The sequence below is a fragment of the Streptomyces caatingaensis genome, from assembly GCF_001187435.1.
Taxonomy (GTDB): Bacteria; Actinomycetota; Actinomycetes; order Streptomycetales; family Streptomycetaceae; genus Streptomyces; species Streptomyces caatingaensis.
Genome location: NZ_LFXA01000002.1, coordinates 388,230 through 411,717 on the forward strand (window position 1 = coordinate 388,230; position 23,488 = coordinate 411,717).

At 73.2% G+C, this 23,488-nt stretch carries 19 protein-coding genes and 1 pseudogene; 8 read left to right on the forward strand and 12 right to left on the reverse strand.

The genetic code is table 11. The features are described 5' to 3' along the window. Nucleotides 1–32 precede the first annotated feature (32 nt). Nucleotides 33–1,439, forward strand: coding sequence for a phytoene desaturase family protein (locus AC230_RS02485; RefSeq protein ID WP_049714960.1), 1,407 nt, complete (start codon nucleotides 33–35; stop codon nucleotides 1,437–1,439). A gap of 240 nt (nucleotides 1,440–1,679) precedes the next feature. Here the strand turns inward: AC230_RS02485 and AC230_RS02490 are convergent, their stop codons facing one another. After that, nucleotides 1,680–2,249, reverse strand: coding sequence for a Clp protease N-terminal domain-containing protein (locus tag AC230_RS02490; protein ID WP_053160947.1), 570 nt, complete (start codon nucleotides 2,247–2,249; stop codon nucleotides 1,680–1,682). A 4-nt stretch (nucleotides 2,250–2,253) separates the two neighbouring features. Further along, nucleotides 2,254–2,478: a hypothetical protein gene (locus AC230_RS02495; RefSeq protein ID WP_049714256.1), complete on the reverse strand. Its 225-nt coding sequence runs from the start codon at nucleotides 2,476–2,478 to the stop codon at nucleotides 2,254–2,256. 97 nt (nucleotides 2,479–2,575) lie between these two features. Here AC230_RS02495 and AC230_RS02500 point away from each other — a divergent pair, with 97 nt between their 5' ends. Genes AC230_RS02500 through AC230_RS02510 form a run of 3 tightly spaced genes read left to right on the forward strand, consistent with a single transcriptional unit; the run spans nucleotide 2,576 to nucleotide 5,123 of the window. Beyond that, nucleotides 2,576–4,063 (forward strand): AlkA N-terminal domain-containing protein, encoded by a 1,488-nt coding sequence (locus AC230_RS02500; protein ID WP_049714257.1) that lies wholly within the window; start codon nucleotides 2,576–2,578, stop codon nucleotides 4,061–4,063. Nucleotides 4,064–4,068: 5 nt separating this feature from the next. Beyond that, nucleotides 4,069–4,584 carry a methylated-DNA--[protein]-cysteine S-methyltransferase gene (locus AC230_RS02505; protein ID WP_049714258.1) on the forward strand — a complete coding sequence of 172 codons (516 nt, stop codon included), beginning with the start codon at nucleotides 4,069–4,071 and terminating at the stop codon, nucleotides 4,582–4,584. Between the two features lie 14 nt (nucleotides 4,585–4,598). Next, a complete protein-coding gene (locus AC230_RS02510) occupies nucleotides 4,599–5,123 on the forward strand; it encodes a hypothetical protein (RefSeq protein WP_157868489.1) in 525 nt (174 codons plus the stop codon). A 132-nt stretch (nucleotides 5,124–5,255) separates the two neighbouring features. On the opposite strand, the gene AC230_RS02515 is transcribed toward AC230_RS02510, so the two are convergent. Further along, on the reverse strand, nucleotides 5,256–6,581 hold the full coding sequence (locus tag AC230_RS02515) for a radical SAM protein (RefSeq protein WP_049714260.1): 1,326 nt from the start codon (nucleotides 6,579–6,581) through the stop codon (nucleotides 5,256–5,258). 480 nt (nucleotides 6,582–7,061) lie between these two features. Between AC230_RS02515 and AC230_RS34615 the strand changes: the two are divergent. Then, a pseudogene (locus tag AC230_RS34615) lies at nucleotides 7,062–7,382 on the forward strand (SH3 domain-containing protein); the annotation flags it as partial. 1,680 nt (nucleotides 7,383–9,062) lie between these two features. Next, nucleotides 9,063–9,362, forward strand: coding sequence for a hypothetical protein (locus tag AC230_RS33355; RefSeq protein ID WP_049714261.1), 300 nt, complete (start codon nucleotides 9,063–9,065; stop codon nucleotides 9,360–9,362). 229 nt (nucleotides 9,363–9,591) lie between these two features. On the opposite strand, the gene AC230_RS02525 is transcribed toward AC230_RS33355, so the two are convergent. Both AC230_RS02525 and AC230_RS02530 read right to left on the reverse strand, forming a co-directional pair. Beyond that, a complete protein-coding gene (locus AC230_RS02525) occupies nucleotides 9,592–10,536 on the reverse strand; it encodes a MerR family transcriptional regulator (RefSeq protein ID WP_049714262.1) in 945 nt (314 codons plus the stop codon). Nucleotides 10,537–10,612: 76 nt separating this feature from the next. Continuing rightward, nucleotides 10,613–12,343 (reverse strand): BCCT family transporter, encoded by a 1,731-nt coding sequence (locus tag AC230_RS02530; protein WP_049714263.1) that lies wholly within the window; start codon nucleotides 12,341–12,343, stop codon nucleotides 10,613–10,615. A gap of 97 nt (nucleotides 12,344–12,440) precedes the next feature. Between AC230_RS02530 and AC230_RS02535 the strand changes: the two genes are divergently transcribed. Continuing rightward, nucleotides 12,441–13,556, forward strand: coding sequence for a glycerate kinase (locus AC230_RS02535; protein ID WP_049714264.1), 1,116 nt, complete (start codon nucleotides 12,441–12,443; stop codon nucleotides 13,554–13,556). Nucleotides 13,557–13,911: 355 nt separating this feature from the next. On the opposite strand, the gene pssA is transcribed toward AC230_RS02535, so the two are convergent. The 7 genes from pssA to ccrA form a co-directional block, all read right to left on the reverse strand. Then, nucleotides 13,912–14,766 (reverse strand): CDP-diacylglycerol--serine O-phosphatidyltransferase, encoded by an 855-nt coding sequence (gene pssA, locus AC230_RS02540; protein ID WP_198535393.1) that lies wholly within the window; start codon nucleotides 14,764–14,766, stop codon nucleotides 13,912–13,914. After that, the gene (locus AC230_RS02545) at nucleotides 14,753–15,403 is read right to left on the reverse strand and encodes a phosphatidylserine decarboxylase (RefSeq protein WP_049714266.1); all 651 of its coding nucleotides are present in this window, start codon (nucleotides 15,401–15,403) and stop codon (nucleotides 14,753–14,755) included. Before AC230_RS02545 ends, pssA begins: the two co-directional genes overlap by 14 nt. Before the next feature lie 181 nt (nucleotides 15,404–15,584). After that, a complete protein-coding gene (locus AC230_RS02550; RefSeq protein WP_049714267.1) occupies nucleotides 15,585–16,790 on the reverse strand; it encodes an acyl-CoA dehydrogenase family protein in 1,206 nt (401 codons plus the stop codon). A gap of 1 nt (nucleotide 16,791) precedes the next feature. After that, nucleotides 16,792–17,313, reverse strand: coding sequence for a MaoC family dehydratase (locus AC230_RS02555; RefSeq protein ID WP_049714268.1), 522 nt, complete (start codon nucleotides 17,311–17,313; stop codon nucleotides 16,792–16,794). Nucleotides 17,314–17,317: 4 nt separating this feature from the next. Further along, nucleotides 17,318–18,280: an HpcH/HpaI aldolase/citrate lyase family protein gene (locus AC230_RS02560; protein ID WP_049714269.1), complete on the reverse strand. Its 963-nt coding sequence runs from the start codon at nucleotides 18,278–18,280 to the stop codon at nucleotides 17,318–17,320. Next, nucleotides 18,277–20,289 (reverse strand): protein meaA, encoded by a 2,013-nt coding sequence (locus tag AC230_RS02565; protein ID WP_049714270.1) that lies wholly within the window; start codon nucleotides 20,287–20,289, stop codon nucleotides 18,277–18,279. Before AC230_RS02565 ends, AC230_RS02560 begins: the two co-directional genes overlap by 4 nt. After that, nucleotides 20,289–21,626: a crotonyl-CoA carboxylase/reductase gene (gene ccrA / locus AC230_RS02570; protein WP_049714271.1), complete on the reverse strand. Its 1,338-nt coding sequence runs from the start codon at nucleotides 21,624–21,626 to the stop codon at nucleotides 20,289–20,291. The genes AC230_RS02565 and ccrA overlap by 1 nt, the downstream gene beginning before the upstream one ends. 411 nt (nucleotides 21,627–22,037) lie before the next feature. On the opposite strand from ccrA, the gene AC230_RS02575 reads away from it, so the two are divergent. Next, a complete protein-coding gene (locus tag AC230_RS02575; RefSeq protein ID WP_241833046.1) occupies nucleotides 22,038–23,396 on the forward strand; it encodes an MFS transporter in 1,359 nt (452 codons plus the stop codon). The last annotated feature ends 92 nt before the right edge of the window (nucleotides 23,397–23,488 follow it).

A 23,488-nucleotide genomic window follows, 5' to 3' on the forward strand; every position in this document is an offset into this window, starting at 1 on the left:
CGTTCTGCGAGGGGAGCGCGTCCGTGCCCACCATGCTCGACGCGGTCGTCGTAGGGGCCGGGCCCAACGGGCTGACGGCCGCCGTCGAACTGGCCCGCCGCGGCCTCTCCGTCGAGGTCTACGAGGCCGCCGACGCGATCGGCGGCGGTGCCCGCACCGAGGAGCTGACCCTCCCCGGCTTCCGCCACGACCCGTGCTCCGCCGTCCATCCGCTCGGCATCGGGTCCCCGGCCTTCGCCCGCATGCCGCTCGCCCGGCACGGCCTGGAGTGGCTGCACCCCGAGCTGCCGATGGCCCACCCGTTCCCCGACGGCACGGCCGCCGTCCTCGCGCGGCGCGTCGGCGAGACGGCCGCCTCCCTCGGCCCGCGCGACGCCGGGGCGTACCGCCGCCTGCTCGCCCCCTTCCACGGCAAGTGGGACGCGCTCGCACGGGACTTCCTGCGCACCCAGTGGGACGGGCCGCCGCGCGACCCCGCCGGCTACGCCCGCTTCGGGCTCGTCGCCGGGCTGCCGGCGGCCCTGCTGGCCCGGCGCTTCCACGGTCCGATGGCGCGCGGGCTGCTCGCGGGCCTCGCCGCGCATGGCATCGGGCCGCTCTCCGGGCTCGGCACGGGCGGCATGGCCCTCTTCTTCGCGCTCGCCGCGCACGAACGGGGGTGGCCCGTGCCGCGCGGCGGCTCGCAGGCGATCGCCGACGCGCTCGGCTCGTACCTGCGCGAGCAGGGCGGCACGATCCACACCGGCTTCGAGGTCAAGCGCCTCGACGACCTGCCGCCGGCCCGCGCCTACGTCTTCGACACCTCGCCGACCGCCCTCGCGCGCATCGCCGGGCTCGGCAACGCCTACCGCGGCTTCCGCTACGGCCCCGCAGTCTTCAAGGTCGACTACGCCCTGTCGGGGCCCGTGCCGTGGACCGCCCCGGAGGCGCGGCGGGCCGGCACGGTCCATGTCGGGCCCACGTACGGCGAGATCGACGCGGCCCTCGACGCGGCGGTCGCCGGGCGCGACCCGTCCGTCCCCTTCCTCATCACCGCCCAGCCGACCGTGGCCGACCCCGGCCGGGCGCCGGCCGGCCGCCACACGTTCTGGGCGTACGGGCACGTGCCCAACGGCTGGGAGGGCGACGCGACCGACCTCATCGAGCGGCAGATCGAGCGCTTCGCTCCCGGCTTCCGGGACCTCGTCCTCGCCCGCGCGGTCGCGGGGCCGCCGCGGCTGGCCGCCCGCAACGCGAACTATGTCGGCGGCGACATCGCCATCGGTTCCGTGGCGGGCCTCCGGCTGCTCATCCGCCCCAAGCTCGCCCGCGTCCCCTACGCCACGGCCCACCCCGCCGTCTTCCTCTGCTCCTCCGCCACGCCGCCGGGGCCCGGGGTGCACGGGATGTCGGGGCATCATGCGGCCCGGGCGGTGTGGCGGCGGTTGTGCGGGGGGTGAACCGCGCCCTCCGCGTGGTTGCGCCCAAGCCCCCAGGGGCCCGGGACGGGCCGATCCAGCACGTCCCGGGGGTACCCCCTCTGGGGGAGCTCGATGACGAGCGGCTAAGCCGCGATCAGGGGGTGCAGGGGGCGAAGCCCCCGCCCACCGCGCGGAGCGCGGTCCCGGCCCCGGGGCGGAGCCCCGGGGAAACGGTGGAAGGGCCGGGTGGGGGAGAGAACCGCTACGCGGGGAGAACCGCTACGCGGCCGGGCGGAGGCCGGAGAGGAGGGCCGACCGCACGGCGGCCGGCGACGTGCCGAGACGCCGCAGCAGCCCGACGACCGCCGGATCGTCGAGAGCCGTGACGCCGAGCAGCACATGCTCGGCCCCGATGACCCCGCTCCGAAGCCCCACCGCCTCCCGCAGCGCAAGCCGCAGCGCCCGCTTGGCGCTCGCCCCGAACGGCAGGCGCGCCGAGATACCGGCACGACGCAGCAGCGGGGAGCGCGGCGCGGCCGGCGGGCGGTCGAGGGCGCCGCGCCCGAAGGCCGTCTCGGCGCGCTCGCGCACCGCGTGGAGGTCGATGCCGAGGAGCCGCAGAGCCTCCGCGTCCGCCTCGTCCAGAGCCTCCGGCGGGCTGATCGCCGTACGGCAGGCGTCCGGCGTGACGCCGAACCGGGCGAGCGTCGCCGCCACCGGCGTCCCGGCGCGCGTCGCGAGCGCGAGCAGCAGGTGCTCGGCACCGATGCTCGCGTGACGCAGCAGACGCGCCTCCTCCTGGGCGGCGACGACCGTGGCGCGCGCCTCCTCCGTGAACCTCTCGAACATGCCGCTACCTCCTGGCGTGCTTCTTGTGGACGGCCTGCCTGCTGACCCCGAGGGCGGTGCCGATCTCCTCCCAGGACCAGCCGTGCCGCCGGGCGTTGTCGACCTGGAGCGCCTCCAGGCGTTCGACCAGCCGTCGCAGCGCGGCGACGGCGCGCAGACCCACGCGGGGATCGGTGTCCATGGCGCCCTCGGTGATGCCGAGGGCGTCCTTCGCTTCGGTTCCGGCCATGGTGTCAACCTTGGATGACACGCTCTCGTCGTGTCAACCCTCGTTGACGTCGGATTTCCGCGAGCCACCGCCCCCGCCACGGCGGATCCTGGACGGCATGCACACCGACGTCGACCGCTGCGTCCGGGCCGTGCGGTCCCGGGACCCCCGTTTCGACGGCTGGTTCTTCACCGCCGTCCGCACCACGCGCATCTACTGCCGTCCCAGCTGCCCCGCCGTTCCGCCCAAGGACCGGAACATGAGCTTCTATCCGAGCGCGGCCGCCGCGCAGCAGGCCGGCTACCGGGCCTGCAAGCGCTGCCGGCCCGACGCGAGCCCGGGCTCGCCCCGCTGGAACGAGCGCGCCGACCTGGTCGCCCGCGCCATGCGCCTGATCGCGGACGGGACGGTGGACCGCGAGGGCGTCCCCGGCCTCGCCGCCCGCCTCGGCTACAGCACCCGGCAGATCGAGCGCCGGCTCCGGGCCGAACTCGGGGCCGGACCGCTGGCCCTGGCCCGCGCCCAGCGCGCACAGACCGCCCGGATCCTGATCGAGGCCGGCGAACTGCCCATGGCGGACGTGGCGTTCGCCGCCGGCTTCGCCTCGGTCCGCGCCTTCAACGAGACCGTCCGCGAGGTCTTCGGCCTCGCCCCGACCGAGCTGCGCATCCGCGCCGCGAACGGCCGCCCGCCGGCCACCCCCGGCACCCTGGCCCTGCGCCTGCCCTTCCGCACGCCCTTCCGGCCCGGCAACCTCTTCGGCCACCTCGCGGCCACCGCCGTACCCGGCGTGGAGGAGTGGCGGGACGGCGCGTACCACCGCACCCTGCGCCTGTCCCACGGGCACGGCACCGTCTCCCTCACGCCCCGCCCCGGCCACATCGACTGCCGCCTCTCCCTCACCGACCAGCGCGACCTCGCCGAGGCCATCAGCCGCTGCCGCCGCCTGCTCGACCTGGACGCCGACCCCGAGGCGGTGGACGCCCAGCTGCGCACCGACCCGCACCTGGCGCCGCTCGTGCAGCGCGGCCCGGGCCGCCGCGTCCCGCGCACCGTGGACGCCGGGGAGTTCGCCCTCCGCGCCGTCCTCGGCCAGCAGGTCTCGACCGCCGCCGCCCGCACCCTCGCCGCCCGCCTGGCGGCCGCGCACGGCACCCCCGTCGACGGGCCCGGCGGCCTCACCCGCCTCTTCCCCACGGCCGGGGCGCTGGCCGCCCTCGACCCGGGCGGCCTCGCCATGCCCGCCGCCCGGCGCAGGACCTTCCTGCGCCTGGCCGAGGCCCTCGCCTCGGGCGAACTCGACCTCGGCGCCGGCTGCGACTGGGCACGCGCCCGCGCCGTCCTCGACGGCCTGCCCGGCATCGGCCCCTGGACGGCCGGCATCATCGCCATGCGCGCCCTCGGCGACCCGGACGCCTTCATCCCGACCGACCTGGGCGTGCGCCGCGCCGCCGCCCGCGCGGGCCTGCCCGCCACCCCGGGCGCCCTCACCCGGCACGCCGCCGCCTGGCGGCCCTGGCGCGCCTACGCCGTCCAGTACCTGTGGGCGGCGGACGACCACCCGGCTGCCAGAATGCCCACCGAACCGTCCCCGCACCGGAGTTGACCACGATGTCCGTCGTCCACACCGTCCTGGAGAGCCCCTGCGGCCCGCTCACGCTGGTCGCCACCGACGGGGCCCTCTCACACCTGTACATGACCGACCAGCGGCACCGGCCGCCCGAGGAGGACTTCGGGGCGCCCGGCGATCCCGGCGACGCCCCCTTCGCCGAGACGGCGCGGCAGCTCGCGGCGTACTTCGCGGGCGAGCTGACCCGCTTCGACCTGCCCCTCGCCCTGCACGGCACGCCCTTCCAGCGGCGTGTGTGGGCCGCCCTCCAGGAGATCCCCTACGGCACCACCGTCTCCTACGGCGAACTCGCCGGCCGCATCGGCTCGCCCGGCGCCTCCCGGGCCGTCGGCCTCGCCAACGGCAGGAACCCGGTCGGGATCATCGTCCCCTGCCACCGCGTCGTCGGGGCCGACGGCAGCCTCACCGGCTACGGGGGAGGACTCGACCGCAAGCGGCGGCTGCTGGCCTTCGAGCGCGAGGTGGCGGGGACGGAGGAGCAGGAAGGGCTCTTCTGAGGAGAGGTCCCTTGGTGCCCACACCTGTTGGGGCCGCGCCTGTTGGGGTCGCGCCGGGCCCGGTCATGGTGACCGTCGACCTCGACCTGGCCTGCCTGTACGAACTCGCCGACGGCAGCCGGGGCGTCGTCCAGCCGCTGGGCGGCCTCGCCGGCGACCTGCACGGCCCGCCCTACGTGGCCCTGGGCGACGACAACCGCTTCGGCTCAGCGTCGGGGGAGACGCTCTTCGTCAACCTGGACCGCGCCGGGGAGCTGCGGCGCCTGCTGGTCTTCGTCTACCTCTACGGCGACGGCCCCGCCTTCAGCCGGGTGCACGCGGCGGTCGCCTTCTCCCCGCCCACCGGCCGCCGCTTCGTCGTCGAGCTCCACGAACGGGACCCGCACGCCCGCTCCTGCGCCGTCGCCCTCGTCGAGAGCCGGGACGGCCACCTCCTCCTGCGCCGCGAGGCCCGCTACGTCTACGGCTACCAGGCCGACCTCGACCGGCTCTACGGCTGGGGCCTCCAGTGGGCGCGGGGGCGGAAGGACGGCGACTGAAGGGGCGCACGGGGTGGGGACGGGGGCGGGTGGTGACGGGCCGTCACCTTGCCGCGCTCCCTGCCCGGGGCCGACGCGGCCGGGAAGGCCGTGGCAGCCCCTCTCTCCAACGCCCCGCGGAATCCCCCGGGTTCAGTCCTCGGCGCCCTGCATGCCCTCGGGCAGGCTGTCCATGAACGAGCTCACCGAGAACACCGCGCGCCCGGCGCCCGACGGCCCGTAGCCGGGCGGGGACGACAGCCCGAACTCCTCCATCGTGCCGCGGTAGGTCTGCAACAGCCGGATGTGGTACTCCAGGGGCGCGCCCGCAGGGTTCTGCTTGCCCAGCGGCGTGGTCGGCTCCGGGCACCACGTCGTGAACCGGGGGGTGATGCCGCGGGACATGAAGAACCGCAGCCCCTCCTCCGTCGAGGCGATGGCCTCGTCGACCGTGGTGAAGCCCGCCGGCGCCGCCATCTCCACGCCCGCCACGAAGTTGGGGATCACATTGCGCGGCCCGAAGATCTCCGCCGAGTCCAGGATCCGGCGGTGCCACTCGTCGCGGCCGACGTAGCGCTCCTTGCCGGGGCAGTAGAGCTCGAAGAGACGGCGGTCCCACACCTCGTAGTTGGGGTGGTAGATGCGGATCCCGTAGTCGTGGAAGCGCTGGACGTCCTCCTTGGGCAGCGCCTGCGCGACGACCTTGCCGATCCAGCGGCCGGGGAAGCGCTCCTCGATCGCCTGCGCGTAACGGCCGTAGAAGTCCGCCTCGCCCAGGCCGTTCACCCGGGACGTGATCGAGCCGCCGGTCAGCGTGTAGGCGCGGGACGCGCCCGCCGTGTCGTGCTTGTCGATGATCTCCAGCGCCTCCAGCACCTCCTCGACCGACTTCACCCCCGTGTAGGGGCGGCCGGCCGCCTTGTGCTGGCGCCAGTTGTGATTGATGTCGCAGTACTGGCACTCCTCCTTCGCGCCGAAGTACTGGCAGACCCGGAAGACCGTCAGGTAGATGAGGTAGCCCCACTGGATGGTCGGCGCGACCTCCATCACCGACTTGCCGTTCGCGAGCGCGTGCCGGTAGTAGTCCGGCATCGGCGGCAGGCCCACGTCCGCGATGTGGCGCCCGTCGAGCATGAGGCCCAGCGTGCCGTCGGGCGTGACGCCGACGCGGTACGGCGAGTTCGGGTTGACGCGCACCGAGACGACGGTGCGCCGCAGCTCGTACGGGCCGCCGGTGAGGACGATCTCCTCCGGCGGGCGGTTGAGGGCGGCGGCGCCCAGCTCGGGGAGGGTGCCGTGGTCGAAGGAGAAGATGAAGTAGGACTTCGGTTTGACGTCGCCGCCCTCGTCGCCGGTCAGGGCCTCGTCGTCGAAGGCGACGCCGCCGCGCAGCAGGTCCTCCTTGATCACGGCTTCCCGCGGTACCCCGGGGAAGCGCGCCATCAGATCCTCGACCTCGTCCGTCCGGCTCCGTCCCATGACCGCTCCCTCGTCCGTGCACACGTGGTGTCGCCCGGCAGGTGCCGGGCCAGGTGCCGCCCCGGCGCGGGCAACGACGCACAACGAAGTGAGCCGGGGCGGCACTTGCGCCCTCCGGGGGCCGGACGGCGCTTCCGCCGATGCTAGCCTGCGGCTTCTCGCCGCCGGCGACCTAGGTCCGGGGGCGGATGCGCGGGCCGGTGCGCGGCCGTCCCCACCGCCGCGGGCGGGGGCGTTCGCGCCGTGTCACCCGGCGCGGTGGCGGCCTCCCGAGCCGCCGTATGGCGATTTGTCGACTTGTTTGGCGCCGGGGCGTCCGTGGGTTCCGGCGCCCTCTCATGCTTTTGTATGCCCGGCTTGTCCCCCGGGAGGGTGGCATACCGGCTGCGTTCGGCCCCCTCTGCCGTTCGCCTCGCCGATGCCGCCTTCTTTCCGTGTTCCTGTGCCACTCCTGGAGCCATGCAGAGTGAAAGGAGTGATATGTCGATTTTTCGGAGGAGACCCGACGTTCCGGTCCCGAGACGGCGAGCCCTCGCCCTCGGGCTGCTGTCGGTGTTCTGCGCCTCATCGGGCACCGCCCTCGGCGCCATCGCCACGGGCGGCGGCACCGACGGACCCGTCCAGGGCAAGATCGTCGCCGACACCGGCCAGAACGTCCGCAGCGCCCCCAGCACCGGCGCCCCCGTCATCGGCGTCTACCAACCCGGCGCCCGCGTCCGCATCGACTGCAAGGCCAACGGCGAGCGGGTGCAGGGGGAGAGCCTCTGGTACCGACTCGTGGAACGGCGTGGGTGGTTGAGCGCGCGGTACGTGCGGGTGTCGGGCGCGGTGCCGTTCTGCCGGCAGGGGGACGGCGACGGTCATCACGGGGGTGATGGCCACCACGGCGGGGACGGGCACCACCACGACCCGGCGGGGGTTCCCGGCCCGCCGGGTCCCAGCGGTCCGCCCGGACCCACTGGCCCGCCCGGACCGGCGGGGCCGAAGGGGGACGTGGGGCCTGAGGGCCCGGTTGGCCCGGTGGGGCCCACCGGACCTGCCGGCCCCACCGGCCCCACCGGCCCTGCTGGGCCCCCCGGACCGGCCGGGCATGACGGGGCGCCCGGGCCTGCTGGTTACCCGGTGCCGGGGCCGACGGGCCCCAAGGGCGACAAGGGAGACAAGGGAGACAAGGGAGATAAAGGAAGTCAGGGTGACCCGGGTGTCGTGGGCCCGGCCGGACCGTCCGGCCCTCCAGGACCTACCGGTCCTCCGGGCCCCGTCGGTCCTGGTGGCCCCACAGGCCCTGCCGGGCCTATCGGGCCTGTCGGAGCGAAGGGGGAGAAGGGTGACCCCGGTCCGGTCGGACCTACGGGGCCGAAAGGTGACAAGGGGGAACCGGGGCCTGCCGGACCGAAGGGTGACAACGGCGCGCCCGGGATTGACGGGGCAGCCGGAGTGAAGGGGGACAAGGGAGACCCCGGGGCGGCGGGTGCCCAGGGGCCCAAGGGCGACCCCGGCCCTGCGGGTGCCACCGGGCCCGCGGGCCCGAAGGGCGACCCGGGCGCCCCCGGACCAGTGGGTCCTGTCGGCCCGCCCGGACCTCTGGGACCGACGGGCTTCCCGGGTCCGGTGGGCCCCACCGGTCCTGCGGGACCTACGGGACCTGTGGGCCCCATCGGTCCTGTCGGTCCCTCCGGACCGGCGGGGGCTGCTGGTCCGGCCGGTCCGGTCGGCCCCACCGGCCCTACCGGTGCACCTGGGGCCATGGGCCCCAAGGGAGACAAGGGTGACAAGGGTGACAAGGGAGACCCCGGTGTCGCCGGTCCCGCTGGTCCCACGGGCCCTGTCGGACCTTCCGGTCCGGTTGGTGCTGACGGGCCTGCTGGGCTGAAGGGGGACAAGGGTGATCCTGGCGTGGCCGGGCCCTCCGGACCTCCCGGTCCTGTGGGCCCTGTGGGTCCGGTTGGGCCTGCGGGCCCCAAGGGCGACAAGGGTGATCCCGGTATCGCCGGCCCTGTTGGGCCTGCTGGGCCTACAGGTCCCGCCGGGCCGGTTGGGCCCACCGGTCCCAAGGGAGACAAGGGCGACCCTGGCATCCCCGGGCCCACCGGTCCTGCCGGTCCCAGGGGAGACCAAGGGCCGGTCGGTCCCATGGGGCCCGGGGGGATGCCGGGGCCTGCGGGCCCGGGGGGACCGCCCGGACCCGCCGGGCCGGTAGGACCTGCCGGGCCCAAGGGCGACCCGGGCGATCCCGGCGGGCCCCCCGGGCCGCCCGGTCCGATGGGTCCTGCCGGTCCGAAGGGTGACCCGGGTGACCCCGGTGGTCCTCAGGGTCCGATGGGACCGGCAGGACCGAAGGGAGATGCGGGCCCCATGGGTCCGCCCGGTCCCAGTGGTGCGACCGGCCCCACGGGCCCCGGCGGTCCCGCAGGACCGACGGGTCCGACCGGGCCGGCCGGAGCGACCGGCCCCGCCGGACCCCCCGGACCCGCCGGCCCCATGGGCCCGGCCGGACCTCCCGGACCGGCGGGCCAGCCCCGCCCCCTGGAACTCCGCACCGTCGAACGGGACTACACCGTCCCCGCCCTGGCGCGGCAGCAGGCGCTCACCAGCCCTTCCTGCCCCGCCGGTATGCGGATCATCGGTGGCGGATACGTCCAGTCCGGCAACCGGGACCAGCCCGTCGAAAAGCTCGACGCCTACCCGGTCGCGAACAGCAACCACTACCTCGTGACCGTCAGCAACACGAGCCCGACAGCCGTCGACATGAAGGTCTTCGGCGTGTGCCTCGCGGGCTGAACACCCCGCTTGACCCGGCCCGTTGACCCGGGCCGGGTCGGGCAGCGGCGGACAGCCGGGCTCAGCCGGGTCGGTCGGGGTGGCCCGTGGCCAACCCGGCCGATGGAGCTGACCCGGCTAACCCGGCCCGGCCCCCCGGGGCTATGCAGCCCCCGGGGCCACCCCGGCCCACCCGGCCAACGACCTGGCCAACTCCAGCCACCCACCCGCCCCACCCTCCCCACCCCCATCAGCCCGAATGACCACCCAGCCACTCCAGAACCTGCTGAGCATGCCGGTCGGGCGGGAAGACCGGATAGAAGACGTGTTCCACGACGCCGTCGCGGAGGATGAGCGTCAGGCGGGTGAAGAGGCGTTGCCCGCCGGCCTCGAAGGTGGGGAGCTTCAGTTCGTCGGCGAGCCGCAGGGCCGGGTCGGAGAGGATGGCGAACGGCAGGCGGAGACGTTCGACGACCTCGCGCTGGTAGACGGTGTCCTGGCTGGAGAGGCCGAACACCCGCCCGGCGCCGGCCGAGACGAGCTCCTCGTGGTGGTCGCGGAAGCCGCAGGACTCGGGGGTGCAGCCACGGGCGCCGGGGATGGAGTCCCAGCCGTCCGGGAGGTCCCGGTCGGGCCGGCCGGTCAGCGGGTAGAGGTAGACGACCGTGCGCCCGGGCCCCGGCGCGTCGAGCCGGACCGTACGGCCGTCGGTCCCCGGCAGTTCGAGGCGGGGGACGGGCAGGCCGGGCAGGTGGTCGCAGGCGCCGTCGTCCTCGGGGACGGGCAGTCCGGCGGGCAGCCGGGTGAAGTCGTGCATGGGTTCTCCTGGGGGAACGGTGCTGTCGCGGTGGGCGGCCTCGTGCAGACGGCGGGCCAACGCCTCACGCCGGGCGGTCAGTTCGCCGATCCGCCGGGTCAGGTCGTCGATCGCGTCCTGGTAGCCGGCGAGCGAGGCGGGACAGTCGTCGGCATGCGGCCGGCCGGAATCTAGGCAGTCGAGGAAGGGGCGGGTGAGCTCGACGGGGATCCCCAGCCGGCCGAGCGTCCGGATCTCGCGCACGACCCGTACGTCGTGCTCGTCGTAGTCGCGGTAGCCGTTCCCCAGCCGCGCGGGCGCGACCAGCCCGAGCGCCTCGTAGTAGCGCACCGCCTTGACCGTCGCGCCCGCCCTCCGGGCGGCCTCGCCGATTCTCATCCCGCTCGCCTCCGCGTCGTTCTCGCAGAAGCTAAACCCTGCCCCCGGGGGCAGGGTCAACCCCGAGCGGCGCGGGTCAGGCTCCCCCGTCCTCGCCGCCCGTCCCGCCGTCCCCCTGCCCCCGTTCACGCTCGCGGGCGCCGGCGGCGACGCGGCGCAGCCGGGGGTGCCGGACCGGGCCGTGTTCCGTGATCGCCTCGCCGATCATCGTGCGGAGGGCGTCGCGCAGGCCGTGGAGCGCGTGGTGGCGGGCCGGGCCCGCGCCGGGGTCGGTGCGCAGCTCCGTCAGGAGCGACCAGCACAGGGCGAGCATCACGAGGACGAACGGCAGGGCGACGAGGATCGTCGCGGACTGCAGCGACCGCAGGCCGCCGGCCAGCAGCAGGACGGCCGCCACGGCGGCCATGAGGACGCCCCAGGTGACGACCAGCCAGTCCCTCGGGTGCAGCGCCCCGCGGCTGGTGAGGGAGCCCATGACCAGGGACGCCGAGTCGGCGCTGGTGATGAAGTACGTCATCACCAGGACCATCGCGATCCACGACACGAGGGTGGACAGCGGCAGGGTGTCGAGCAGGGCGAACAGGGACGCCTCCGCGCCCTGGGCGACCGTCCCGGCCATGTCGGCGGCGCCGGTCAGGTCCAGCCGCAGGGCGCTGCCGCCCATGACGCAGAACCACAGCACCGTCGCCCCGCTGGGCACGAGCAGGACGCCGACGAGGAATTCGCGGATGGTGCGCCCGCGCGAGATCCGGGCGATGAACGTGCCGACGAACGGCGCCCACGACAGCCACCACGCCCAGTAGAAGACCGTCCAGGCGCCCAGCCACTTGGAGTCGGTGAAGGCGCCGGTGCGGGTCGCGAGGGTGAGCAGGTCCTGCAGGTAGCCGCCGGCCGCGGCGGGCACGGCGTTGAGGACGAAGACGGTGGGCCCGAGCAGGAAGACGAAGAGCATCAGGCAGGCGGCCAGCGCGATGTTGAGCGTGCTGAGCCATTTGACGCCCTTGTGGAGGCCGGAGAAGGCGGAGAGCACGAACGCGGCCGACAGCGTGCCGATGATGATCAGCTCCAGCGAGGTGGTGTCCTTGACACCGGTGGTGATGTTGAGGCCCTTGGCCACCTGGAGGGCGCCCAGCCCCAGGCTCGTCGCGGTGCCGAAGACCGTCGCGAGGACGGCGAGGAGGTCGATGATCCGGCCCGGCCAGCCGTCGGCGCGCTCCTCGCCCAGCAGCGGGGCGAAGGCCGAACTCAGCCGGTTTCCCCGGCCCTTGCGGAAGCCCGCGTAGGCGAGGGCGAGCCCGGACAGGCCGTAGATGGCCCACGGGTGCAGCGTCCAGTGGAAGAACGAGTACTCCAGGGCGGTGCGGGCGGCGGCCGGGGTGTTCGGCCCGACGCCGCTGCCGGGGGGCGGGGAGACGAAGTGCTGGAGGGGTTCCCCCACGCCGTAGAACATCAGGCCGATGCCCATGCCGGCGCTGAACATCATCGCGATCCAGGCCAGGTTGCTGAACTCCGGCCGGTCGTCGTCCGCGCCGAGCCGGATCCGGCCGTAGCGGCTGACCGCGATGACCCCGCACAGCACCAGGAACACGTCGGCCGCGATGACGAACAGCCAGGCGAAGTTGGACAGCACCCAGCCGAGGGCGTCCGTGACGACGCGGTCGAAGGAGTGCTTGCCGATCGCCGCCCAGGCGACCACCGCCAGGACGGCGACGGCGCCGATGACGACGAGGGGCGCGTCCGGGCGTTCGTCGCGCGCGGCGCGCGGGTCGTGCGGCAGGGCGTGTTCGTCGGTGGTCTCGCTGCTCATGACGCCCCACTATGGCCGGATCGGTGCGCATTGCGCGGGCTGGCACGCCGCGTCGAGGGGGTGGGCGGTACGGCGGCGCGGGGCTAGGGTCGGGCGGATGACGGACGCACAGGTGCTCATCGCCGCGGACAAGTTCAAGGGTTCGCTGACGGCCGTCGAGGTCGCGGCACACCTGACGGCGGGGCTGCGCCGGGCCGCGCCCGGCGTGCGCGTCACGGCGCTGCCCGTCGCCGACGGGGGCGACGGGACCGTGGACGCGGCGGTGGCCGCCGGCTTCGAGCGCCGCACCGCGCGGGTGACCGGGCCGCTCGGCGAGCCCGTCACCGCGGCGTGGGCGCTGCGCGGCGGCACGGCCGTGGTGGAGATGGCGGAGGCGTCCGGGCTGCGCCGGCTGCCGCCGGGGCGCTTCGCGCCGCTGACCGCGACGAGCTTCGGCACGGGGGAGCTGCTGCGGGCCGCGCTGGACACGGGGGTGCGGACGGTCGTCCTCGGGGTCGGCGGCAGTGCGACGACGGACGCCGGGGCCGGCATGCTCGTCGCGCTGGGGGCCCGCCTCCTCGACGCGGCGGGGCGGCCGCTCGCCCCGGGCGGTGCGGCCCTGGCCGCGCTGGACCGCGCGGACCTGTCCGCCCTGGACCCGCGGCTGGCCACGACGGACGTCGTCCTGGCGAGCGACGTCGACAATCCGCTGACCGGGCCGGCGGGGGCGGCCTCCGTCTACGGCCCGCAGAAGGGCGCCTCGCCGGCGGACGTCGCCGCGCTGGACGCGGCGCTCTCCCACGCGGCCCGGATCCTCGGCCCCGCCGAGGCGTCCGCGCCCGGCGCGGGGGCCGCCGGCGGCGTGGGCTACGCGGCCCTCGTCGGGCTCGGCGCCGCCTTCCGGCCCGGGATCGAGGTGCTGCTGGAGGCGCTGGGCTTCGACGCGGCGCTGGAACGGGCGGACCTGGTGATCACGGGGGAGGGGTCGCTGGACGCGCAGACGCTGCGCGGCAAGGCGGTCGCAGGTGTGGCCGCGGCCGCCGCGGCCCGCGGCGTCCCCGTGACGGCCGTCTGCGGCCGCCTCGCCCTGCCCCCGGCGGACCTCCGCGCCCTCGGCGTCTCCCGCGCCTACGCCCTCACCGACCTCCAGCCGGACGTCACCCGCTGCATCACCGAAGCGGGCCCCCTCCTGGAGCGACTCGCCGCCGCCTTGGCCACCGACTTCCTCGCCTGACCGTCGGGGCTCGCTCAGGGGGGCACGCCCCGCCGCCCCCGCAGCCGCCAACACCGGCGCACCACCCACGGCTCGCCGGGAGGCGCGCCCCCCCGCAGCCGCCAACGCCGCCGCGCCACCCACAGGTGAGCCCCGGCATCCGTGCAAGGGTGCCGGGCGGCGCGCGGGTGGGGGAGGGCCGCGCCGGAGGCGCGGGAAGTGCCCGGCACGCCCCGCAGACGCCCCCGGCGCCCGGCCACCCCAGGTGACACCGCCCAGCGGGCACCCGCCCGCCCCCGCCGCGCGCCAGCACGCGCCAGGAACGCGTGAAGGCCCCGGGCCGACAGCCCGGGGCCTTCACGCGTGAGAGCGGCCGCTACGGCAGCTGAGCCGCCCGCGCCTCCCGCCGGTTGTCACGGAACGTGTTCACCCGACGGGCCGTCGCGAAGAGCGGGATCACGGCCCCCAGGATGAGCTGGAGCGCACAGCCGGTCTGGAGCAGCAGCTCCCCGCCCGGCGCGTCGAACGCCCACGCCGCCAGCAGCCCCATGCTGAGCACGATCCAGCTGAGCATGGCCACCGCGAGGCGCCCCCGCGGCTTGGGGTACTCGACGCGGCTCACCATCAGCCACGCCACCCCCAGGATCGCCAGCAGCGTCGGGATGAACGGCAGCTCCAGCAGCACCACGGAGACCACCGTGAGGGCGCCGAAGGGACTCGGCATCCCCTGGAAGATCCCGTCCCGCATCGGCACGCACGAGAAGCGCGCCAGCCGCAGGATCACCGCGAGCAGCACCACCACGGCGGCGACCGCCGAGACCTTCTGGTGCGCGCCCTGGGCGACGACGCCCCAGACCACCACGAAGTACGCGGGGGCGAGGCCGAAGCTGATCAGGTCGGACAGGTTGTCCAGCTCGGCACCCATCGCCGAGCTGCGCAGCTTGCGCGCCACCAGGCCGTCGAAGAGGTCGAAGACCGAGGCGAGCAGCATCAGCATCACCGCCGTGGCCGCGCTGTTGCGCGCCATGCCGCCGTCCTCGTTGTTGGTGAGGTGCGGCATGAGGATGCCGGTGGTGGTGAAGTACACGGCCATGAAGCCGCAGATGGCGTTGCCCAGGGTGAGGGTGTCCGCTATCGACAGCCGCGTGGACAGCGGCATGTCGTCGACGTCGTCCTCGGGCTCGGCCTCCGGGACCCAGGATGCCTGTGTGTCGGGATCAATCACGGTCAAGGCGTGTCACTCCTGCCGTGGTGGTCTGGCCGACCTCGACGGCCGCCTCGACGCCCTCCGGGAGGTAGACGTCGACGCGCGAGCCGAAGCGGATCAGGCCGATGCGTTCGCCCTGCTCCACCTTGGTCCCCTGCGGGACGTAGGGGACGATGCGCCGGGCGACCGCGCCGGCGATCTGCACCATCTCGATGTCGCCGAGCTCGGTGTCGAAGTGCCAGACGACCCGCTCGTTGTTCTCGCTCTCCTTGTTGAAGGCCGGCACGAACCCGCCGGGGACGTGCTCGACCGACGTCACGGTGCCGGCCATGGGGGCCCGGTTCACATGGACGTTGAGCGGGCTCATGAAGATCGCGACGCGGGTGCGTCCGTCCTTCCACGGCATGATGCTCTGCACCACGCCGTCGGCGGGCGAGATGACCCGGCCCTGGGCGATCTCCCGGTCGGGGTCGCGGAAGAACCACAGCATGCCGGCCGCCAGGGCGGTCGACGGCACGGCCAGTGCGGCCCAGCGCCCGGAGCGACGGGCGCGGGTGAGGCTGACCGCCGCCGTGGCGACGGTCGGGAGGAGCCACGGCGATGCTCCGCGCGCAAGGCGGACGACGCGGCCGCGTGGTGCAGAGGAAGAGCTGTGGGGCATGGGTGACCTTCGTAGCGGAGGAGTGCCGCATAACGATCGGGGGACGGCGGCTTTCCGGCGATGCTATCGGTTGCGAGCGACAACTGGCCAAGCGCCAGTGCCCGTCAATGGCCGGACATCGATGACAGTGTGTGATCTACTTCTCGGCTAATCCTCCGCCAAACCCCCCTAACTCGGACAATCAACCCTGGATTCGATAGTCCTCGAGCAGTCGGCGACCGATGATCATTTTCTGGATCTCGGCCGTCCCCTCACCGATGAGGAGCATCGGCGCCTCGCGGTAGAGCCGCTCGATCTCGTACTCCTTGGAGAACCCGTATCCACCGTGGATGCGGAAGGCGTCCTCGACCACCTCCTTGCAGTACTCGGAGGCGAGGTACTTGGCCATTCCGGCTTCCAGGTCGTTGCGCCGGCCCGAGTCCTTCTTGCGGGCCGCACTCACCATCATCGCATGGGCGGCCTCGACCTTTGTCCCCATTTCCGCAAGCTTGAACTGAATTGCCTGGTGCTGGGCGATGGGTTTGCCGAAGGTGTGGCGCTGCTGCGCGTAGGCGACGCCGAGTTCGAACGCACGCTGTGCGACACCGCAGCCACGCGCCGCGACGTTGACCCGGCCCACCTCGACGCCGTCCATCATCTGGTAGAAGCCCCGGCCCGTGGTGCCGCCGAGGACCCGGCCGGCCGGAACGCGCAGGCCGTCCATGATCAGTTCGGTGGTGTCGACGCCCTTGTACCCCATCTTGTCGATCTTTCCGGGGATGGTCAGCCCCGGCTGGACCTCGCCGAAGCCGGGCTCCTTCTCCACCAGGAAGGTCGTCATCGACTTGTGCGGAGCCGTTCCTTCCGGATGTCCCTCGTCGGTCCGGCACAGCACCGCCACCAGCGTCGAGGAACCGCCGTTCGTCAGCCACATCTTCTGGCCGGTCAGGACGTAGTCGTCGCCGTCCCGCACCGCCTTGGACGTGATGGCCGACACATCCGAGCCCAGCGCCGGCTCGGACATCGAGAAGGCGCCCCGCACCTCGCCCGTCGCCATCCGCGGCAGGAAGTGCTCCTTCTGCTCCGGCGTCCCGTGCTGCTTGATCATGTAGGCGACGATGAAATGGGTGTTGATGATCCCGGAGACGCTCATCCAGCCCCGGGCGATCTCCTCCACGCACAGCGCGTAGGTGAGCAGCGACTCCCCGAGGCCGCCGTACTCCTCGGGGATCATCAGCCCGAAGACCCCCAGCTCCTTGAGCCCTTCGACGATCTTCGTCGGGTACTCGTCGCGGTGCTCCAGCTCCGTGGCGACCGGGATGATCTCCTTGTCCACGAAGTCCCGCACGGTGGCGAGGATCTCCCGCTGGACGTCCGTCAGCCCGTCGGTCTGCGCGAGGCGGCCCATGTCACTTCTCCTGAACGGTCGGGAGGACCGGCTCGGGGCGGCCCGGCTGCTCGCCGCCGCGCTCCTGCACGTACTCGGCGGTCGGCACCATCACCTTGCGCCGGAAGACGCAGACGAGGGTGCCGTCCTGCTTGTGGCCGCGGGTCTCGACGTACACGATCCCGCGGTCGGACTTCGACTTCGAGGGCGTCTTGTCGAGGACGGTCGTCTCGCCGTAGAGGGTGTCGCCGTGGAAGGTCGGCGCGACGTGCCGCAGCGACTCGATCTCCAGGTTGGCTATCGCCTTGCCGGACACGTCCGGCACGGACATGCCGAGCAGCAGCGAGTAGACGTAGTTCCCGACCACCACGTTCCGCTTGAAGTCGGTCGTCCGCTCCGCGTAGTTGCTGTCCATGTGCAACGGGTGATGGTTCATGGTGAGCAGACAGAACAGGTGGTCGTCGTACTCCGTCACCGTCTTGCCGGGCCAGTGCTTGTAGACGTCCCCGACGGTGAACTCTTCGTAGGTGCGGCCGAACTGCACGGTGCTACGCCTCCGGGATCTCGAACTTCGACGTACGGGTCATGCCGGCGGCCCGGCCCTTGCCGGCGATCACCAGCGCCATCTTCCGGCTGGCCTCGTCGATCATCTCGTCGCCGAGCATGGCCGACCCCTTGAAGCCGCCCGCCTCGGAGGTGCAGTACTCGTAGGCGTCCAGGATGAGCTCGGCGTGGTCGTAGTCCTCCTGGGTCGGCGAGAACAGCTCGTTGGCGATGCCCACCTGGTCCGGGTGCAGCACCCACTTGCCGTCGAAGCCCAGCGCCGCCGCGCGCCCCGCCACCTCGCGGAAGCCGTCGGGGTTGCGCACCTGGAGGTAGGGGCCGTCGATCGCCTGGAGGTCGTGGGCGCGGGCGGCCATCAGGATGCGCATCAGGATGTAGTGGTACGCGTCGGCGCCGTAGCCCGCCGGCTGCTCGCCGACGACCAGCGTCCGCATGTTGATGGACGCCATGAAGTCGGCCGGGCCGAAGACGATCGTCTCCAGCCGGGGCGAGGACGCCGCGATGGCGTCCACGTTCACCAGCCCCCTGGCGTTCTCGATCTGCGCCTCGATGCCGATCCTCCCGACCTCGAAGCCCATCGTCTTCTCGATCTGCGTCAGCAGCAGGTCCAGGGCGGCCACCTGCTCGGCGTCCTGCACCTTCGGCAGCATCACGCAGTCGAGGTTCGGGCCCGCGCCCTCCACGACCGTGATCACGTCCCGGTACGTCCAGTGCGTCGTCCAGTCGTTGACGCGCACCACACGCGTCTTGCCCGACCAGTCGCCCTCGTTGAGCGCCTCCACGATCATGTGGCGCGCCTTCTCCTTCACGAGCGGCGCACAGGCGTCCTCCAGGTCCAGGAAGACCTGGTCGGCCGGGAGGCCCTGGGCCTTCTCCAGGAAACGGGGGTTGCTGCCGGGCACGGCGAGACAGGAGCGCCGGGGACGGAGTCGGTTCACGGGAGTCATACGGAGACCTCCAGGGGGTCGAGCGCGTTCGCTGTGCGGATCTCATCGACGATACGACCGATGATCTCGGTGATGCCGAAGTCCTTGGGGGTGAAGACGGCCGCGACGCCCGCCGCCCGCAGGGCCTCGGCGTCCGCGGCCGGGATGATGCCGCCGACGATCACGGGCACGTCGCCCGCGCCCGCCGCGCGCAGCCGGGCCAGCACGTCGGGCACCAGCTCGGCGTGCGAGCCGGAGAGGATGGACAGCCCCACGCAGTGCACGTCCTCGGCCACGGCCGCCGCGACGATCTGCTCGGGGGTCAGCCGGATGCCCTGGTAGACCACCTCGAAGCCGGCGTCGCGGGCCCGTACGGCGATCTGCTCCGCGCCGTTGGAGTGCCCGTCCAGCCCCGGCTTGCCGACCAGCAACCGCAGCCGGCCGGCGCCCAGTTCCCGGGCGGTCCGCGCCACCTTCGCCCGCACCGAGGCCAGCGGGGTGCCCGCCTCCGCCGTGACCGCGACGGGCGCGCCGCTCACCCCCGTCGGGGCGCGGAACTCGCCGAAGACGTCGCGCAGCGCCCAGGCCCACTCCCCGGTGGTCACCCCGGCGCGGACGCACTCCAGCGTCGCGGGCATCAGGTTCTCCGAGCCGGCCGCCGTCTTCTTCAGCACCGACAGGGCCTCCTGGGCGCGGACCTCGTCCCGGTCGTCGCGCCAGCGGTGCAGCGCGGCCACCACGGCGGCCTCGGAGGCGGGGTCCACGGTCATGATGGCGGTGTCGAGGTCCGCGGTGAGCGGGTTGGGCTCGGTGGACTCGTAGCAGTTGACGCCGACGATCTTCTCCTCGCCGGACTCGATACGGGCCCGGCGCGCGGCGTGCGAGGCGACGAGCTCGGCCTTGAGGTAGCCCGACTCGACGGCCGCCATCGCGCCGCCCATCTCCTGGATGCGGTCGATCTCGGCGAGCGCGTCGGTCACCAGGCCCGCCACCTTCTCCTCGATCACATGCGATCCCTCGAAGATGTCGTCGTACTCCAGCAGGTCGCTCTCGTGCGCCAGCACCTGCTGGATGCGCAGCGACCACTGCTGGTCCCAGGGCCGGGGGAGGCCCAGCGCCTCGTTCCAGGCGGGCAGCTGGACGGCGCGGGCGCGGGCGTCCTTGGAGAGCGTGACGGCCAGCATCTCCAGGACGATGCGCTGGACGTTGTTCTCCGGCTGGGCCTCGGTCAGGCCCAGGGAGTTGACCTGCACGCCGTAGCGGAAGCGGCGGTGCCGGGGGTTCTCGATGCCGTACCGCTCGTGCGTGATCCGGTCCCAGATGCGGCCGAACGCCCGCATCTTGCACATCTCCTCGACGAACCGCACCCCGGCGTTGACGAAGAAGGAGATGCGGGCCACGACGTCGCCCCGGCGGTCCTCGGGGACCTGCCCGGAGGCGAACACCGAGTCCAGCACGGCGATCGCGGTGCTCATCGCGTACGCGATCTCCTGGACGGGGGTGGCCCCCGCCTCCTGGAGGTGGTAGCTGCAGATGTTGATCGGGTTCCACTTGGGGATGTGGTGGACCGTGTACGCGATCATGTCCGTCGTCAGGCGGAGGCTCGGCCCGGGCGGGAAGACGTGCGTCCCGCGCGAGAGGTACTCCTTGACGATGTCGTTCTGCGTCGTGCCCTGCAACTGGCGCACGTCCGCGCCCTGTTCCTCCGCCACCACCTGGTACATGGCCAGCAGCCACATCGCGGTGGCGTTGATGGTCATGGAGGTGTTCATGCGCTCCAGCGGGATGTCCTGGAACAGCCGCCGCATGTCGCCCAGTTGGGAGACCGGAACGCCCACCCGGCCGACCTCGCCGCGGGCGAGGACGTGGTCGGGGTCGTAGCCGGTCTGCGTCGGCAGGTCGAAGGCGACGGACAGGCCCGTCTGGCCCTTGGCGAGGTTGCGCCGGTAGAGCTCGTTGGACGCCTCGGCGGTGGAGTGGCCGGCGTAGGTCCGCATCAGCCAGGGGCGGTCCTTCTGGCGTTCCGTCATCACACGTTCCTGAAGCGGTTGATGGCGTCGATGTGCCGGTCGCGCATCTCCTGGTCCCGCACGCCCATGCCCTCCTCGGGGGCGAGCGCGAGCACGCCGACCTTGCCCTGGTGGAGGTTGCGGTGGACGTCGTGGGCGGCCTGCCCGGTCTCCTCCAGACGGTACGTCCTCGACAGCGTCGGATGGATCCTCCCCTGTGCGATCAGGCGGTTGGCCTCCCACGCCTCGCGGTAGTTGGCGAAGTGGGAGCCGACGATCCGCTTCAGCGACATCCACAGGTAGCGGTTGTCGTACTGGTGCTGATAGCCGGAGGTCGAGGCGCAGGTGACGATCGTCCCGCCCTTGCGCGTGACGTAGACGGACGCGCCGAAGGTCTCCCGGCCCGGGTGCTCGAAGACGATGTCCACGTCCTCGCCGCCGGTCAGTTCGCGGATCCGCTTGCCGAAGCGCTTCCACTCCCTCGGGTCCTGGGTGTGCTCGTCCTTCCAGAACCGGTAGCCCTCCGCCGCCCTGTCGATGACCGCCTCCGCGCCCATCCGCCGGCAGATCTCCGCCTTCTCCTCGCTGGAGACGACGCAGATGGGGTTGGCGCCGCCGTTGAGCGCGAACTGCGTGGCGTACGAGCCGAGTCCGCCGCTCGCGCCCCAGATCAGCACGTTGTCGCCCTGCTTCATGCCCGCGCCGTTGCGCGAGACGAGCTGCCGGTACGCGGTGGAGTTGACCAGCCCCGGGGAGGCGGCCTCCTCCCAGCTGAGGTGGCGCGGCTTGGGCATCAGCTGGTTGGACTTGACGAGCGCGATCTCGGCGAGCCCGCCGAAGTTGGTCTCGAAGCCCCAGATGCGCTGCTCGGGGTCGAGCATCGTGTCGTTGTGCCCGTCGGCCGACTCCAGCTCCACCGACAGGCAGTGGGCGACCACTTCGTCCCCCGGCCGCCAGGCGTTGACGCCCGGTCCGGTGCGCAGGACGACGCCGGCCAGGTCGGAGCCGATGACGTGGTACGGCAGGTCGTGCCGCTTGCCGAGCGGTGAGAGCTTGCCGTAGCGCTCCAGGAACGCGAACGTCGGCACGGGCTCGAAGATCGACGTCCACACGGAGTTGTAGTTCACGGAGCTGGCCATGACGGCCACCAGCGCCTCGCCGGGCCCGAGTTCGGGCACCGGCACCTCCTCGACGTGCAGCGACTTGCGCGGATCCTTCTCCCGGGTGGTGAGCCCGGCGAACATGTCCGCCTCGTCCTTGTGCACGGTCACCGCGCGGTACGACTCGGGCAGCGGCAGGGCGGCGAAGTCCTCGCTCCCGCTGTCCGGGTCGAGGATGGCGTCGAGTATCTGGTTCACGGTTGTGCCTCCGGCGAAGCGCGTCCTGGGCAAACGGGCTTGAGGGAACGTCGGGGGATGGTGCCGTCGGTTCGGGAGCGCGCGGGGGTGCTGCGCGCGGGAGGTGCGTGTGCGGGGTGCTGACGCCTGGTGACGCAGGCGGGTCCGGGCGCACGGGAGTTGCCTTGTGGGGACAGCCGGAGCGCGACGTCGGTGTCTGCGCGCCGGCCGCCCGGACGGGAACAAGTTATGGCACGCCGTGCCAGCCGACAAGACACTGCGTGCCAGGAAATTGAGACATCTGTCACCGGGGGGTGCACATATGAGCGCGGGCCCGGGTCGGCGTGATCTGCGTCGCGAACCGGTTTGAGCGGCGGCCCAGCGCGCAGACGAGCCGCGGACACCGAGCCCCCCGCCGAAAGGAACCGCCCCGTGCCCGGAGACAGCACCGCCGCGCCCGCCCCCCACGGCCGCGTCACGGTCACCGACGAACGGCTCGTCAGACGCGCGGTGAAGGCGGCGGCGCTCGGCAACGCCATGGAGTGGTTCGACTTCGGCGTCTACAGCTACCTCGCCGTCACCATCGGCGACGTCTTCTTCCCCTCCGGGGACGGCACCGTACGGCTGCTGTCCTCCCTGGCCACTTTCGCCGTGGCCTTCCTCGTACGGCCGCTCGGCGGGCTCTTCTTCGGGCCCCTCGGCGACCGTGTCGGCCGCAAGCGCGTCCTCGCGCTGACGATGGTGCTCATGGCCGCCGGCACCTTCGCCATCGGACTGATCCCGTCGTACGCGACCGCCGGCTTCTGGGCGCCCGTCCTGCTGATCGTGCTCCGGATGCTCCAGGGCTTCTCCACCGGCGGCGAATACGGCGGCGCGGCCACCTTCATCGCCGAGTACGCGCCCGACAAACGCCGTGGCTACTACGGCAGTTTCCTGGAGTTCGGCACCCTCGCCGGCTACGTCGGCGCCGCGGGGCTGGTGACCGTGATGGGCGTGTGGCTCGGCGGCGACGGGATGCGGGAGTGGGGATGGCGCGTCCCGTTCCTCGTCGCCGGACCGCTCGGCCTCGTCGGCCTGTACCTGCGGCTGCGGCTGGAGGACACACCGGCGTTCCGGCGGCTGGCGGAGAAACCCGTGGAGGCGGTGGGGCCGGCCGCCATCCTCCGCACCCAGTGGCCGCGGCTGACGCTGTGCGTCCTCCTCGCCGGCGCGTACGGCATCACCGACTACACGCTGCTCTCCTACCTGCCCACCTACCTCACCGACCGCCTGGGGTACGACGACACGCACGGCACCGCCGTCCTCATCGTCACCATGCTCCTGCTGATGTGCGTCATCACCGGGCTGGGCCGGCTCGGCGACCGCGTCGGCCGGAAACCGCTGCTGGCGGCGGGCATGGGCGGGTCCGTCGTCCTGTCCGTGCCCGCGTTCCTCCTGCTCGGGCAGGGCGGTGGCCCCGCCGTCCTCGGCGGGACGCTGCTGCTCGGCCTGCCCCTCGTCTGCCTGCTCGCCACGATGTCGGCCGCGCTGCCCGCCCTCTTCCCCACCCGCGTCCGCTACGGCTCCCTGTCCATCGGCTACAACCTCGCCACCTCGCTCTTCGGCGGCACCACCCCGCTGATCACCACCGGCCTCATCCACGCCACCGGCAGCGACCTGGCGCCCGCCTGGTACGCGGCGGGGGCGGCGCTGGTCGGCCTGGCCGCGGTGGCCTGCATGAAGGAGACGGCCGGGCGGCCGCTGGAGGGCTCGCCGCCGTCGGTGTCGGCGCAGGAGGCGACCGGGGCGTGACGGGTGTGGCGTACGTCTCGTCCGGGCCGGTGGGGAACATCCGCACCCGTCCGCCTTGTTGCGCGAGGGTCCGTACGCCCCCTCCCCGCTCT